We start from the raw sequence: 13,354 nt of genomic DNA, 5'->3' as shown, positions 1-13,354 counted from the left end.
CGGGATCATGCGGATCTCGGTTTCCTCGGACATGGACGAACCCGTGGCTCGCGCCCTCGTCGCGGAGCTGCGCACGCGCGGCCACGAGGTGGTGACGCACGGGGCGCTGCAGACCGGCGACGACCCGCAGTGGGCGGTGTGCTCGGAGGCGGCGGCCAGGGACGTCGTCTCCGGGACGGCGGACCAGGCGGTGGTGTGCTGCTGGACCGGCACCGGCGCGTCGATCGCCGCGAACAAGGTGCCCGGGGTACGGGCGGCCCTGTGCACCGACGCCTACACCGCGGACGGCGCCCGCCGCTGGAACGACGCCAACGTACTCGCCCTCAGCCTGCGCCTGACCTCCGAACCCCTCCTCAAGGAAATCCTCGACGCCTGGTTCGCCGGCACGCCCAGCGAGGACGCGGAGGACCGGGAGAACGTGAACCGCGTCAGCTAGCGGCTGCGCAGCCGCGCCCCACAGGGGCGCGGGGCTGTATCGATATGCGGCTCCGCCGCGCGGGCGCGACCAGCCCCCACCGGCCCGCGGCCAACAAACCGCCCATCCAGCGGAGAGCTCACCCCCGGTCCGCCTTCGGCCTACCCCGCTGGTCCGGCGTCCCATGCGGCGGCGGGCCGAACGGTTCCGGCGAGGTGGCGGGCGAGACCGGCGAGCCCGTGTGGCGTGCCCTCTGCTCGGGGCGCAGGGCGCCCGGATCGCCGGACGTCGGCTCGGCGCCCGCCCGCAGCTGCTCCAGCCGGGCCGTCAGGACGGCGGTCACCGGAGCGCGGTCGGCGTGGGCGCGCTCGTACGACAGCAGTGTCTCGACCTCCTCGGCGGTCAGCGACCGTACGCGGCTCTCCAGGCCGCCGATCGGCAGATGGTCGTAGTCGGGCAGCGGGAGGGTGCTGCGGCCGGAGTCGGCCATGGTTCTCACTTCCCTCGGTGCGGCGGGCCCGGCCGGATCGCCGCGGTGCCGTGGCCGTCCAGCCGGTGCGGCGTCAGACGGTGCCGGCCCCGGGGCACCCGCTTGGGCTCACGGTTCTCCAGGACCTCACGGACCGGGCACGGTCCATGGGGTGCTCATGGCGCGCGAGTACCCGAGGTGCCTGCTGTGAACCGGACATACGGGGTTTGGCACGTCCGGCTCCGGCTACCCGCTGGGTGTGACGACATCCCAACAGGAACTCGTCCGGTTCCTGGAGGACCGCTTCGCATGCGCGCAGGCGTGCACCGAGTGCGCACGCGCGTGTGCTCTGCGCGCCAGCCTCCTGGACCCCGACGGGACACAGAACCAGGAACTCGTACGACGCAAGGGCATCATGTGCGCGGAGGTGTGCGACGCGACCTGCCGTGTGCTGTCCGAGCAGCAGGACCAGGACGAGGCGGGCGTGCGCATGCAGCTGGAGTGGTGCCGGGCGGTGTGCCTGGAGTGCGCGCACCTGTACGACCAGCAGCCGGACGCCGAGGCGGCCGCGACGGCGTGCCGGGACTGCGCGCGGGCGTGCACGGACTTCCTCGCCAGCCTCGGCTGACGCGCTGTCGGCAGCCCGGGCATTCGCGATTCGGCATTCCCAATTTCTGGAACACGTTCTACGGTGTGCGCCGTCAGGATCGGCCTGGGGAAGCCTGGAGGCGCCGTGCATCTCGACTACACGCCCGAGCAGCAGCGGCTGCGCACCGAACTGCGCGCCTACTTCGCGGAGTTGGCGCCACGGCACGCCCAGGCCCGGTTCGCCGACCCGGCCGCACAGAAACGGTTCTACCGTGACACGATCCGGCGCCTCGGCACCGACGGCTGGCTCGGCGTCGGCTGGCCCAAGGAGTACGGCGGCCGCGGCCTGAGCGCGATGGAGCAGTTCATCTTCTTCGACGAGGCCGCCCAGGCCGGCGTACCGCTGCCCCTGATGGCGCTCAACACCGTCGGCCCGACGATCATGCAGTACGGCACGGACGAGCAGAAGGCGTACTTCCTGCCCAAGATCCTCTCCGGCGAGATCGACTTCGCCATCGGCTACAGCGAGCCCGACGCGGGCACCGACCTCGCCGCGCTGAAGACCCGCGCGGTGCGGGACGGCGACGCGTACGTCGTCAACGGCCAGAAGATCTGGACGACCAACGGCGACACCGCGGACTGGGTGTGGCTCGCGGTGCGCACCGACCCGGACGCGCCACCGCACCGGGGCATCACCATGCTGCTGGTGCCGACCTCCGACCCCGGCTACTCCTGCACTCTGATCAACACCCTCGCTTCCCACGACACCACGGCCAGCTACTACGAGAACATCCGCGTCCCCCTCTCGCGCCGCGTGGGGGAGGAGAACCAGGGCTGGCGGCTGATCACCAACCAGCTCAACCACGAGCGCGTCACCCTCGCCGCGCACGGCACGATGGCGATCCGCGCCCTGCACGACGTCCAGCGCTGGGCGACGGAGACCAAGCTCGCCGACGGCCGCCGCGTCGTCGACCTCCCCTGGGTGCGCCGCCTCCTCGCCCGCACCCACACCCGGCTCGACGCGATGAAACTCCTCAACTGGCAGATGGTGAGCGCCGTCCAGGAAGGCACCCTCACCCCGCAGGACGCCTCCGCGGTCAAGGTGTACGGCTCCGAGGCCCGCCGCGACGCCTACGCCTGGCTCATGGAGATCGTGGCCGCCGCGGGCGCCCTGAAGGAGGGTTCCGCGGGCGCTGTCCTCCACGGCGAGCTGGAACGCGGCTACCGCTCCGCCGTGATCTTCACCTTCGGCGGCGGCAACAACGAGATCCAGCGGGAGATCATCTCGTGGATCGGTCTGGGGATGCCGCGGGTACGGCGCTAGCCTGCGGCGCGTACAGGCAGGTGGCGCTGATCTCGTCTCAGGGAGCTCGGTCTGCCGGTGGCTCGGTTGGCGGGCCCAAGGGCCCGTGTGACGCAGTCAGCGCTTTGTGGGTCGACTCCAGGATCTTCTCGGACAGTTGCGTGCCCGCCGTGGCCCGGGCAAGAAGGATCGCACCGACCAGAGTGGCCACCATGGGAAGGCCGTCGTCGGCGTCGTCGGACAGCCACTCGGCAAATGCCTCCACTCCGGCTGCGTACGTTTCGCGCACGTCCTCAGCGGCGGGTTCGCGAGCCATGTCCCCTGCGAATCCCGCGGTGGGGCAACCGGTGCCGGGGTGGTCACGGTGCTCGGCCGACAGGTAGAAGTCGAGGAGGGCGCCCCGCGCGGTGTCGTGATCGCCCTGGGCCGTGTCGAACGACGCCAGGAGTGCGTCAAGGTCCCCGAAAGCGGTGTGAGCCGCCTCGGCGATCAGGGCCTCCTTGGAGGCGAACTGCTTGTAGAAGCCACCCGTGGTCAGCCCGATGGACTTCATCAGGTCGGCGACGCTGATGCCGTTCACGCCGCGCTCCCGGAAGAGCTGGGACGCCGCGGCGACCGCGCGCCTGCGGTTCTCCATCGCTTGTGCTTGCGAAACCCGACTCATCGGTCACCTGCCCACGTTAGATAATTAAGCGCATCTATCGTACGCGGCATCGCGGGTTCCCGTTGACGGGATGGCTTTAGATACCTATCGTAATCTAAAGCGAGGCCGACGCTTTGGCCTCCACTCATCCGCCAGCCCAGAAACGAGATCCACCATGACCACGCAGAACAAGAGTGCCGTCGTCACCGGCGCGTCCGCAGGCCTGGGTGCCGCCTACGCGCAGCGGCTTGCCGACCGCGGCTACGACCTGATCCTGGTGGCCCGGAACACTGAGCGGCTGGAATCGCTGGCGTCGGACATCCGCAGCCGCACGGGCCGCGCAGTGGACGTCGTCACCGCCGACCTCACCGATGCGGCGCAGATCTCCGTGGTCGAGGAGCGTCTGCGGACCGACGAGAGCATCGCCGTATTGATCAACAGCGCCGGCGCGGCGCTGTTCGCGCCGGCGGCAACCTCCGACGCGGAGGCCTCCGCGGCGCTGATCAACCTCAACGTGACATCCCTGACCAGGCTGACCACCGCGGTCCTGCCGGGCCTGATAGCCCGCGGGCACGGCACCGTCGTGAACATTTCCTCCGCCCTGGCTCTCAACTTCCCGCCCGGTGGCTCCGTCTACAGCGGCACCAAGGGCTACGTGCTGACGTACACCCAAGCCCTGCAGCAGGAACTCGCCGAGAGCCCCGTCACGGTGCAGGCCGTGCTGCCGGGCGCTGTCCGCACGGAGATCTGGGACCGCGCCGGCGTCGACCTCTCGGGGTTTCCCGACGAGGCGATCATGAGCGTGGACGACGCCGTAGACGCGGCGCTTGCAGGCCTCGACGCCGGGGAGCCCGTCACCATCCCGTCACTGCCGGAGATCAGCGACTGGGAGTCGTACGAGAAGGCACGTCAGACCCTCGTCCCGAACCTGTCCCTGCGGGTCCCGGCCGCTCGCTACCGCGACTGACCGCCGCTCCGACTCCGGTGCGGTGGTCGTCCCTTTGTGACAACGGCGCGTCCGCTGCCGCACCCGACCGAAGCGTTCTCCGCCGTGGGCGAGCGAAGACCGACGAGAGTTCGGCCTCCTCCTTCCCTCTGGACGAACAGCCAGGGCCCGGCACCGCATGCATCGGCGGCGGTCGTATGCGCGGCTGCAGGCTCGTCCGCACCGCCGATGGCCCTTACGCGCAGCCCGCATTCCGCGGTGGAAGGTCACCCGCCCATCCGGCCGGCTCACCGCCTACGCGCTCCCCGCGGGGCAGGCAGCTCGCCACCCCGCAGCTCTCTCACCCCTATTTGAGGAAACATCCATGTTGAACGCCCTGTGGAACCCGATTGTCGCCGGGGAGATCTCCCTGCCGCACCGGCTTGCGATGGCCCCCATGACGCGGGACCGGTCCACCCCGGAAGGCGTACCCACCGAGCTGAACGCCGAGTACTACGCCCAGCGCGCCTCACACGCCCTCATCATCACCGAGGGCACCCAGCCCAACGCCGACGGCCAGGGCTACCTGCTCACCCCCGGCATCCACTCCGAGGAGCACATCGCCGGCTGGCGCAAGGTCACCGACGCCGTGCACGGCGTCGACGGACGCATCGTCATCCAGCTCATGCACGTCGGACGGATGTCCCACCCCGACAACACCCCCCACCACCGGCAGCCGGTCGCCCCCTCCCCGGTCCGGCCGGCGGGCGAGATGTTCACCCCGTCCGGGCTCCAGGAGATGCCCGTACCGCGCGAACTGTCCACCGAGGAAGTTGCCGCAACGGTCGACGACTACCGCCGCGCCGCCGCGGCCGCCATCGCGGCCGGCGCCGACGGCGTCGAGATCCACAGCGCCAACGGCTACCTCCCGCATCAGTTCCTCGCCACCAACACCAACCAGCGCACCGACCGCTACGGCGGCTCCATCGACAACCGCATCCGCTTCGCCGTCGAGATCGCCACCGCCGTGGCCGACGAGATCGGCGCCGGCCGCACCGGCATCCGGATCTCCCCCGACAACCCCTTCAACGACATCGCCGAGAGCGACACCCACGAGCTGTACCCCGCCCTCGTACGCGCCCTCGCCCCGCTCGACCTCGCCTACCTGCACATCGGCCACGGCGGCGACGACGAACTCCTGCACACCCTCCGCAAGCTGTGGCCGAACACCTTGGTCCTCAACCGGGCCGGCACCGACATCGCCACCCGTGCGAAGGACATCGAAGGCGGCCTGGCCGACATCGTCACCGTCGGCGTGATGGCCCTCGCCAACCCCGACCTGGTCGAGCGCGTACGCAGCGGCGCACCGCTGAACACCCCTGACCCCGCCACCTTCTACGGCGGCGGCGAGGCCGGCTACACCGATTACCCCACCCTCACCGCCTGACAAACCCCGGGTGATACCGGTCCTGGCGGGCCGGTGTGCCCAATGAGCCCATGGAGGTGCCACGTGTCTGAACACGCAGCAGTTGAACTGAGCCCGGAAGCGATCGAGTTCGCGGACTTCATGGCCGGACTGGCCGTTCCCGAGTCCGAGTTGGATGCGATGCGCATCGTGGCGGAGGGCGTCCATCTCAAGGCCCGGGAGCCAGAAGGCGTCACCTACCGGGAGGTGGACGCGGGTGGCGTGCTGGGGATCTGGTGCGAACCAGTCGACGCCAACACCGACTACGTCCTCCTGCACGGTCACGCCGGGGGTTCGGTTCTGTCGTCGGCATTCGTCGACCGAAAGCTCGCCGGCCATGTCGCCAAGGCCGCAGGGGCGCCCGTACTGGTCCTGGACTTCCGGCGGGCACCGGAACACAAGTACCCGGCCCAGGTGGACGACGCGGAGGCGGCCTTCAACTGGCTGCTGTCCGAAGGGTATGAGCCGGGAAACGTCATCACGATCGGCCACTCGATCGGCGGGTTCATCGCCGTCGCCCTGGCCCTTCGCCTCCGCGACAAGAAGCAGCCGCTGCCCGGCGCCATCGTGTCGATCTCTCCCTGGTGCGACCTCGAGATCGCAGGCGAGACCATGGCGACCAACGCCGGGACGGACAAGATCCTCAGCAAGGAACTGCTGGAGTTCTTCCGGGAGGCCTGGATCGGCGGCACGGGCATCGAGTTCACGGACACCCGGATCAATCTGAACCGGGCGGACCTGAGCGGCCTGCCCCCGACCCTCGTCTCCTGGGGAACGTACGAGGTCCTGGCCGGCGAGGACGAGGAGTTCGCCGCCCGCGTCAAGGACGCCGGAATCGACACGGCGACCGTGGTGGTCCCGGGAGGCCAGCACTCGTACGTCTACGGAGCCGGCCGGGTTCCGGAGGTCAACGCCGCCATCGCGCAGATCGGCGCGTGGGCTCGGGAGAAGACGAAGATCTGACCGAGAGATCCGCAAACGCCCTGCCGCCGTTTGGCCGTACGAACGTAAGACATGTGAACGTAATTCAAAACCAAGGGAGTCCGTGATGGCGACAACTCAGCCGGTGGCGCTCGTGACAGGTGCCTCATCCGGGATCGGCAAGGAGACGGCCCGCGCCTTCGTCGCGGCGGGTTTCGAGGTGATCGGAACCGGCCGCAAGACCTCCGGGCTCACCCCGCCCGCCGGTGTGACGTACCTCGATCTCGACGTGGGCAGTGACGACTCGGCCACCGCCGCGGTCGCAGAGGTGATCGACCGGTTCGGACGCATCGACGTCTTGGTCAACAACGCGGGCGTCGGCTCGGCGGGCGCCGTCGAGGAGAACTCCGTCACCCAGGCCCAGAGCATCCTGAACATCAACGTCCTCGGTGTCATCCGTATGACGAAGGCCGTCCTGCCGCACATGCGCGCCCAGGGTGGTGGACGCGTCATCAACATCTCGTCCGTCCTCGGGGTCGCCCCCCAGCCCTTCATGGCCCTCTACGTAGCGTCGAAGCACGCCCTCGAGGGCTACTCCGAGTCGCTGGACCACGAGGTCCGCGAGCATGGCGTGAGGGTCCTCCTTGTCCAGCCCGCGTACACCAAGACCAGCTTCGACACCAACGCCGCGCAGCCCGACACCCCGCTGCCTCTGTACGCGGAGCGGCGGCGCGTCTTCGACGAGGTGATGGCGGACGCGATGAAGAACGGCGACGATCCGGCCGTCGTCGCCAAGGTGATCGTCACCGCGGCCACCGACAAGAAGCCGAAGCTGCGCTACACCGCCGGCCCGCTGGCCTCACGCGTCACCACCGCGCGCCGCCTCGTCCCCGCCGGAACGTTCGACAAGCAGATCCGCAAGAACAACCGCCTGCCCGCCTGACATCCCGGTCCGGCTTCAAGGGTGCGCGGTGTGCCGACGCACCCGTGGGCTTTTTAGATTACGTTCGCAATACCATAGGTCGGCCAAGTCGGTGAAGGGCAACCGGTCCTTCCGGCCGGCGAAGGGGCGTGTGCTGTGGTGCGGTACGGAAAAGAGCACAAGGCGGAGACGAGGCGGCGGATCATCGAGACCGCGGGCCGCCGGTTCAAGCGAGACGGTATCGACGGCTCCGGGGTCTCGACGCTCATGAAGGACGCGGGGCTGACCAATGGGGCCTTCTACGCTCACTTCGAATCCAAGGACGACCTCGTCACCACGGCGATCGCCGACCAGTTGAAGGCACAGGCCGAGAGCGTCGTCGCGGCGGCCGCACCCGGCCGTGTCGGAATCGAGCAGATTGTTCGGGGGTACCTGTCGCCCCAGCACCGCGACAGCCTTGCCGACGGCTGCCCCAACGCCGCTCTGCTCGACGAGATCGGGCGCTGCACCGACGCGACCAGGCAGGCGTACACCGACGGTGTGCTGGTCCTCATCGACGGAATTGCCGCCCGCATGGCGCCCGAGGACCCGTCCTCCGCACGTGTGAAGGCGCTCAGCCTCCTCGGCCTGATGGCCGGGACGCTGCAGCTTGCCCGTGCCTTGACCGACAGCCGACTCGCCGATGAGCTCCTCGAGCAGGGGATAAGCAACGTCCTCGTCTTGCTGGACGCCGGGCAGGGCGTCTGACCCACCACAGTCCCAGCCCCAGGCTGTAGCTTCCAGTACGCCAAGGCTGGTTGCTGCCTTTCTGCGGTCGGGGCCTTCTATCAGTGCAGGTCATGAACGTTGGCTTGTGTCAACTACCGATCCTGGTCACACTGCGGGCATGACGGGCGATCCGGGTTTGTTCGGCCCAGGTTCCGTGACCTGGCAGATACACGGCGACCCGATGATGTGGGTCGCCGGAATCCGCGCGCTCTACTTCCAGGCGCTGCACCCACGCGCGGTGCGCGGCGTCATGCAGAACTCCGACTTCCGCAACGACGCGTGGGGCCGGCTGCTACGGACCGCCAACTTCGTCGGCACCATCTCCTACGGCACCACCGAGGCGGCCGAGCGGGCGGGCGCCCGGGTGCGGAAGATCCACAGCATGCTCGGGGCGACCGACCCGGACACCGGCGAGCGGTACGGCGTCGACGAACCCGAGCTGCTGCTGTGGGTGCACTGCGCCGAAATAGACTCCTACCTGCACGTCGGGCGCCGCTCCGGCTTCCGTCTGACCGACGATCAGGCTGACCGGTACATCAGCGAACAACGGGTCAGCGCCCGCCTGGTGGGCCTCGCTCCGGACGCCGTACCCGCGAACCAGGCGGAGATGGACGCCTACTTCGAGAAGGTGCGCCCCGAACTCGCCGCCGGACCCGAAGCACGCGAGGTGGACGACTTCCTCCTCCGCCCGCCGACGCACCTCCTGCTCATACCGGCGCGGGAACTGCTGTGGCGGCGTGTGGCGCAACTGGCGTACGCCGCCCTGCCGCCGTACGCGCATGAGCTGTACGGCAGACCGGCCCCGCAACCCGCCGTCGTCACCCGGCAGTTGCGTGCCACGGGCACCCTGCTGCGCAGTGTTCCCGCCCGTGTGCGCTGGCAGCTCCCGCCCAAACACATCCTCCGCGCGATGGCCCGCCTCGGCCCCGGCTCGCGCCCGGCACCGTACAAACTCGGACGATAGGTCGCCATACTGGACGGGCGACGAGGGGAGTGTCACGGAGGGGGCCGACGATCGTCGGCGGGGATCCGTGAGGCAGAGGGCGGGGCGACCATCGACGGGGGCGACGGCACGAGATGGCGGAGACCAGGCTGATCCAGGGCCGGTACCGGCTGCTCGACCTGATCGGGCGCGGGGGCATGGGCGAGGTGTGGCGGGCGCGCGACGAATCGCTCGGCCGGCTGGTGGCCGTGAAGTGCCTCAAGCCGCTGGGCCAGTCCCACGACCAGTCCTTCACCCGCGTCCTGCGCGAACGGTTCCGCCGCGAGGCCCGGGTGGCCGCCGCGCTCCAGCACCGCGGCGTCACCGTCGTCCACGACTTCGGCGAGCACGACGGCATCCTCTACCTCGTCATGGAGCTCCTGGAGGGCCGCAACCTCAGTCAGCTCCTGGAGGACAACAAGCACCATCCGCTGCCCGTCCCGGACGTCGTCGAGATCGCCGACCAGGTCGCCGCGGCGCTCGCCTACACGCATCAACAGGGCATCGTGCACCGGGACCTGAAACCCGCGAACATCATGCGGCTCACCGACGGCACGGTGAAGATCTGCGACTTCGGCATAGCGCGCCTCGGCCACGACATCGGCTTCACCTCACGGCTGACCGGCACCGGCATCGCCATGGGCACCCCGCACTACATGTCGCCGGAGCAGATCAGCGGAACGGATGTCGACCGGCGCAGCGATCTGTACTCGCTGGGCTGTGTGCTGTACGAGATCGCCACCGGGGCCCCGCCGTTCGACCTCGACGACGCCTGGGCGATCCTCATCGGCCACCGGGACACCCCGCCGCAGCCGCCCCGCAGTCACCGCGCCGAGCTGCCCGAGTACTTCGAGAAGGTCATCCTGGACCTGCTGGCCAAACGGCCCGAGCAACGCCCGCACGACGCCCGCGAGTTGGTCCGCAGGATCGACGCGGGCCGCACCACACCGACGTATGTGCCAACCGTCGTGACGCCGCGGCCGGAACTCCGTCCGACCGAGCCCACGCCCCGCGAGACCCGGCTGCCGTCCTGGACCCGCGGCATGACCACCGGCCACAAGGCCACCGGCGCGGGCATCGTCACCACACCTCCGGACGCCGGAGCCGGCCTCACCGGCGAGTGGATCGCGCGCCCGGTCACCGGCCGGGTCGAGGAGCCGCCGCCGGACGAGCGGCCCGCGCCTTCCGCGCAGACCCTCCTCGCGCTGGCCGGCCGGCACAACGCGGGCCTGAGCCTCGGGCGGCTGGGGCGCTGGGCCGAGGCGGGCGAGGTGCACCGCGCCGTCGCCGCCGAGCGCGAGCACCTCCTCGGCCCCGATCACCCCGACACCCTCGCCAGCCGCTACGAGGTCGCCTTCACCCTCAGCCGCACCGGCCGCGCCGCCGACGCCCTGCGCGAGTACAAGCACGTCGCCGCGGCCCGCACCCGGGTGCTCGGCGCCGACCACCCGGACTCGCTCGCCGCGCGCCAGGAAATGGCGTATGTCCTGGGGCAGTTGGGGCGGCACTTCGACGCCCACCAGGTCTATACGTCGGTGCTCGCCGCCCGGGAGCGCACCATGGGCGCCGACCATCCCGACACCCTGCGCTGCCGCCACAACCTCGCCTTCAACCTCAGCCGCCTCGGGCGCCTGGAGGACTCGTACCGCATGGCCTGCGACGTGGCCGCCGCGCGCGCCCGGGTACTCGGCGCGAACCACCCCGACACCCTGGTCACGCGGTACGAAGTCGCCTACGCACTCGGCCAGTTGGGGCGCTGGCCGGAAGCCCTGCAGACGTACGCCGAGGTCGCCGAGGCCCGCGCCCAGGCCCTCGGCCCCGACCACGCCGACACCCTCGCCGCCCGCTACGAGGTCGGTATCAGCCTCGGCCGCCTCGGGCGCAGCGCCGACGCCCTCAAGCTGTACCGGGAGCTGATCGACGACCGCGCCCGCGTCCAGGGCCCCGCCCACCCCGAGACCCTGCGCGCCCGGCACGGCCTCGGCGTCAACCTCGGGCGCCTCGGCCGCTGGGAGGAAGCCCTCGCCGAGTCCCGCGACGTGTGCGCGATCCGTGAGCGGGTGCTGGGCCCCGACCACCCGGACACCCTCGTCAGCCGCCGCGAGGTCGCCGTCGGCCTCGGCTGGCTGGGCCGCTGGGCCGACGCCCTCACCGAATACCGGCGGGTGGCCGCCGCCCGCGAGCGCGTCCTGGGCCCCGACCACCCCGACACCCTCGCCAGCCGCAACGACGAGGCCCACTGCCTGGAACAGCTCGGCCGGGGCGCCGAGGCGGTCGAGCTGTACCGCAGGGTCGCGGTGCTCCGGCAGCAGCGGGCGTCCGGCGGACCCTGACCCCGGCGCGGCACGCCTCTGGCCGACCTAGATCATCACGTGTTACGAAGAACCATGCCTGCACACGAGGGACGCACCTACGACGCCGTCATCGTCGGCGGTGGCCACAACGGCCTCGTCGCCGCCGCCTACCTGGCCCGCGCCGGACGCTCCGTGCTGGTGCTGGAGCGGCTGGACCACACCGGGGGCGCCGCCGTGTCCACCCGCCCGTTCGCGGGCGTCGACGCGCGGCTGTCGCGCTATTCGTACCTGGTCAGCCTGTTGCCGAAGAAGATCGTGCGGGACCTGGGGCTGGACTTCCGCGTACGCGGGCGCACCATCTCGTCGTACACACCCGTGGAGCGCGACGGCCGGCCCACGGGACTCCTCGTCGGCGGCGGCGAGCGGCGCACCCGGGAGGCCTTCGCCCGGCTCACCGGCGGCGAGAGCGAGTACCGGGCCTGGCAGCGGTTCTACGGCATGACCGGCCGCGTCGCCGAGCGGGTCTTCCCGACCCTCGTCGAACCGCTGCCCACCCGCGACGAACTGCGCCGCCGCGTGGACGACGAGGAGGCCTGGCGCACCCTCTTCGAGGAGCCCCTCGGCGTCGCCGTCGAGGACCGCTTCACCGACGACCTGGTCCGGGGCGTCGTCCTCACCGACGCCCTGATCGGGACCTTCGCCGACGCACACGACCCCTCGCTGCGGCAGAACCGCTGCTTCCTCTACCACGTGATCGGCGGCGGCACGGGCGCCTGGGACGTACCCGTCGGCGGCATGGGCGCCCTCACCGACGCCCTGGCCGCCACGGCACGGCACGCGGGCGCCGTCATCGCCACCGGCCACGAGGTGGAACGCATCGCCACGGACGGCCGCACCGCCGAGATCACCTACCGGACGGCCGACGGCGAAGGCGTCGCCGCCGCCCGGCACGTCCTGGTGAACGCCTCACCGCAAGCGCTCGCCGCCCTCATGGGAGACGAGCCGCCCGCCCCCGCCGAGGGCGCCCAGCTCAAGGTGAACATGCTGCTGAAGAGGCTGCCGAAGCTGCGCGACAACTCCGTCGACCCGCGCGAGGCGTTCTCCGGCACCTTCCACGTCGCCGAGGGCTACGGGCAACTGGCCGCCGCGCACGGCCAGGCCGCCGCCGGTGAGCTGCCCGCCGCCCCGCCCTCCGAGATCTACTGCCACTCGCTCACGGACCCGACGATCCTCGGGCCGGAACTCGTCGACCGCGGCTACCAGACGCTCACCCTGTTCGGCCTGCACACGCCGGCCCGGCTGTTCGCCGGGGACAACGACGCCGTACGCGACGAACTGCTGAAGTCGACCCTGGCCCAGCTGGACGCCCACCTGGCCGAACCGCTCGCCGACTGTCTGGCGACGGACCAGGAAGGGCGGCCCTGCATCGAGGCGAAGACCCCGCTCGACCTGGAGCGGGACCTGCGGCTGCCCGGCGGCAACATCTTCCACCGCGACCTCGCCTGGCCGTACGCCCAGGAGGGCACGGGGCGCTGGGGCGTGGAGACCGGGCACGCCAATGTGCTGCTGTGCGGGGCGGGCGCGGTGCGCGGGGGAGGGGTGAGCGGGGTGCCCGGGCACAACGCGGCGATGGCGGTGCTGGAGAGCCCGGTCGGCTGA

General features: G+C 70.7%; 13 protein-coding genes and 1 pseudogene. 11 read left to right on the top strand and 3 right to left on the bottom strand.

The window, feature by feature from the left end; genetic code table 11:
- The first annotated feature begins 7 nt into the window (after positions 1–7).
- Positions 8–436: an RpiB/LacA/LacB family sugar-phosphate isomerase gene (locus KCH48_RS30850; protein WP_210578384.1), complete on the top strand. Its 429-nt coding sequence runs from the start codon at positions 8–10 to the stop codon at positions 434–436.
- 118 nt (positions 437–554) lie between these two features.
- Here the strand turns inward: KCH48_RS30850 and KCH48_RS30845 are convergent, their stop codons facing one another.
- Both KCH48_RS30845 and KCH48_RS42495 read right to left on the bottom strand, forming a co-directional pair.
- Positions 555–905, bottom strand: a complete 351-nt coding sequence (locus KCH48_RS30845; protein WP_210578382.1) for a hypothetical protein — start codon at positions 903–905, stop codon at positions 555–557.
- Positions 906–910: 5 nt separating this feature from the next.
- Positions 911–1,036, bottom strand: a pseudogene (locus tag KCH48_RS42495) (DUF6479 family protein); the annotation flags it as partial.
- A 101-nt stretch (positions 1,037–1,137) separates the two neighbouring features.
- Here KCH48_RS42495 and KCH48_RS30840 point away from each other — a divergent pair.
- Positions 1,138–1,512: a ferredoxin gene (locus KCH48_RS30840; protein ID WP_210578724.1), complete on the top strand. Its 375-nt coding sequence runs from the start codon at positions 1,138–1,140 to the stop codon at positions 1,510–1,512.
- A gap of 105 nt (positions 1,513–1,617) precedes the next feature.
- Positions 1,618–2,796: an acyl-CoA dehydrogenase family protein gene (locus KCH48_RS30835; protein ID WP_210578380.1), complete on the top strand. Its 1,179-nt coding sequence runs from the start codon at positions 1,618–1,620 to the stop codon at positions 2,794–2,796.
- A 37-nt stretch (positions 2,797–2,833) separates the two neighbouring features.
- Here the strand turns inward: KCH48_RS30835 and KCH48_RS30830 are convergent, their stop codons facing one another.
- Positions 2,834–3,412 carry a TetR/AcrR family transcriptional regulator gene (locus KCH48_RS30830; protein ID WP_307840997.1) on the bottom strand — a complete coding sequence of 193 codons (579 nt, stop codon included), beginning with the start codon at positions 3,410–3,412 and terminating at the stop codon, positions 2,834–2,836.
- Between the two features lie 181 nt (positions 3,413–3,593).
- Between KCH48_RS30830 and KCH48_RS30825 the strand changes: the two genes are divergently transcribed.
- From KCH48_RS30825 to KCH48_RS30790, 8 genes are all read left to right on the top strand, one after another.
- Positions 3,594–4,385, top strand: coding sequence for an SDR family oxidoreductase (locus tag KCH48_RS30825; protein ID WP_210578375.1), 792 nt, complete (start codon positions 3,594–3,596; stop codon positions 4,383–4,385).
- 343 nt (positions 4,386–4,728) lie between these two features.
- On the top strand, positions 4,729–5,790 hold the full coding sequence (locus tag KCH48_RS30820) for an alkene reductase (RefSeq protein WP_210578355.1): 1,062 nt from the start codon (positions 4,729–4,731) through the stop codon (positions 5,788–5,790).
- Positions 5,791–5,853: 63 nt separating this feature from the next.
- Positions 5,854–6,771, top strand: coding sequence for an alpha/beta hydrolase (locus KCH48_RS30815; RefSeq protein WP_307840996.1), 918 nt, complete (start codon positions 5,854–5,856; stop codon positions 6,769–6,771).
- 85 nt (positions 6,772–6,856) lie between these two features.
- A complete protein-coding gene (locus KCH48_RS30810; protein ID WP_210578352.1) occupies positions 6,857–7,672 on the top strand; it encodes an oxidoreductase in 816 nt (271 codons plus the stop codon).
- 135 nt (positions 7,673–7,807) lie between these two features.
- Positions 7,808–8,398, top strand: a complete 591-nt coding sequence (locus KCH48_RS30805; protein ID WP_210578350.1) for a TetR/AcrR family transcriptional regulator — start codon at positions 7,808–7,810, stop codon at positions 8,396–8,398.
- 139 nt (positions 8,399–8,537) lie between these two features.
- Positions 8,538–9,383 (top strand): oxygenase MpaB family protein, encoded by an 846-nt coding sequence (locus KCH48_RS30800; protein ID WP_210578349.1) that lies wholly within the window; start codon positions 8,538–8,540, stop codon positions 9,381–9,383.
- Positions 9,384–9,496: 113 nt separating this feature from the next.
- Positions 9,497–11,734, top strand: coding sequence for a serine/threonine-protein kinase (locus KCH48_RS43005; protein ID WP_210578347.1), 2,238 nt, complete (start codon positions 9,497–9,499; stop codon positions 11,732–11,734).
- A gap of 54 nt (positions 11,735–11,788) precedes the next feature.
- Positions 11,789–13,354 (top strand): NAD(P)/FAD-dependent oxidoreductase, encoded by a 1,566-nt coding sequence (locus tag KCH48_RS30790; RefSeq protein ID WP_210578345.1) that lies wholly within the window; start codon positions 11,789–11,791, stop codon positions 13,352–13,354.

The sequence above is a fragment of the Streptomyces sp. GESEQ-4 genome (assembly GCF_017948455.1).
GTDB lineage: Bacteria > Actinomycetota > Actinomycetes > Streptomycetales > Streptomycetaceae > Streptomyces.
This window is presented reverse-complemented; position numbering and strand designations above follow the sequence as displayed.

Coding starts and splice junctions, on each gene's coding strand:
- KCH48_RS30850 (WP_210578384.1), top strand. CDS start 8: ATGCGGATCTCGGTTTCCTCGGACATGGACGAACCCGTGGCTCGCGCC.
- KCH48_RS30845 (WP_210578382.1), bottom strand. CDS start 905: ATGGCCGACTCCGGCCGCAGCACCCTCCCGCTGCCCGACTACGACCAT.
- KCH48_RS30830 (WP_307840997.1), bottom strand. CDS start 3,412: ATGGAGAACCGCAGGCGCGCGGTCGCCGCGGCGTCCCAGCTCTTCCGG.
- KCH48_RS30825 (WP_210578375.1), top strand. CDS start 3,594: ATGACCACGCAGAACAAGAGTGCCGTCGTCACCGGCGCGTCCGCAGGC.
- KCH48_RS30820 (WP_210578355.1), top strand. CDS start 4,729: ATGTTGAACGCCCTGTGGAACCCGATTGTCGCCGGGGAGATCTCCCTG.
- KCH48_RS30810 (WP_210578352.1), top strand. CDS start 6,857: ATGGCGACAACTCAGCCGGTGGCGCTCGTGACAGGTGCCTCATCCGGG.
- KCH48_RS30800 (WP_210578349.1), top strand. CDS start 8,538: ATGACGGGCGATCCGGGTTTGTTCGGCCCAGGTTCCGTGACCTGGCAG.
- KCH48_RS43005 (WP_210578347.1), top strand. CDS start 9,497: ATGGCGGAGACCAGGCTGATCCAGGGCCGGTACCGGCTGCTCGACCTG.
- KCH48_RS30790 (WP_210578345.1), top strand. CDS start 11,789: ATGCCTGCACACGAGGGACGCACCTACGACGCCGTCATCGTCGGCGGT.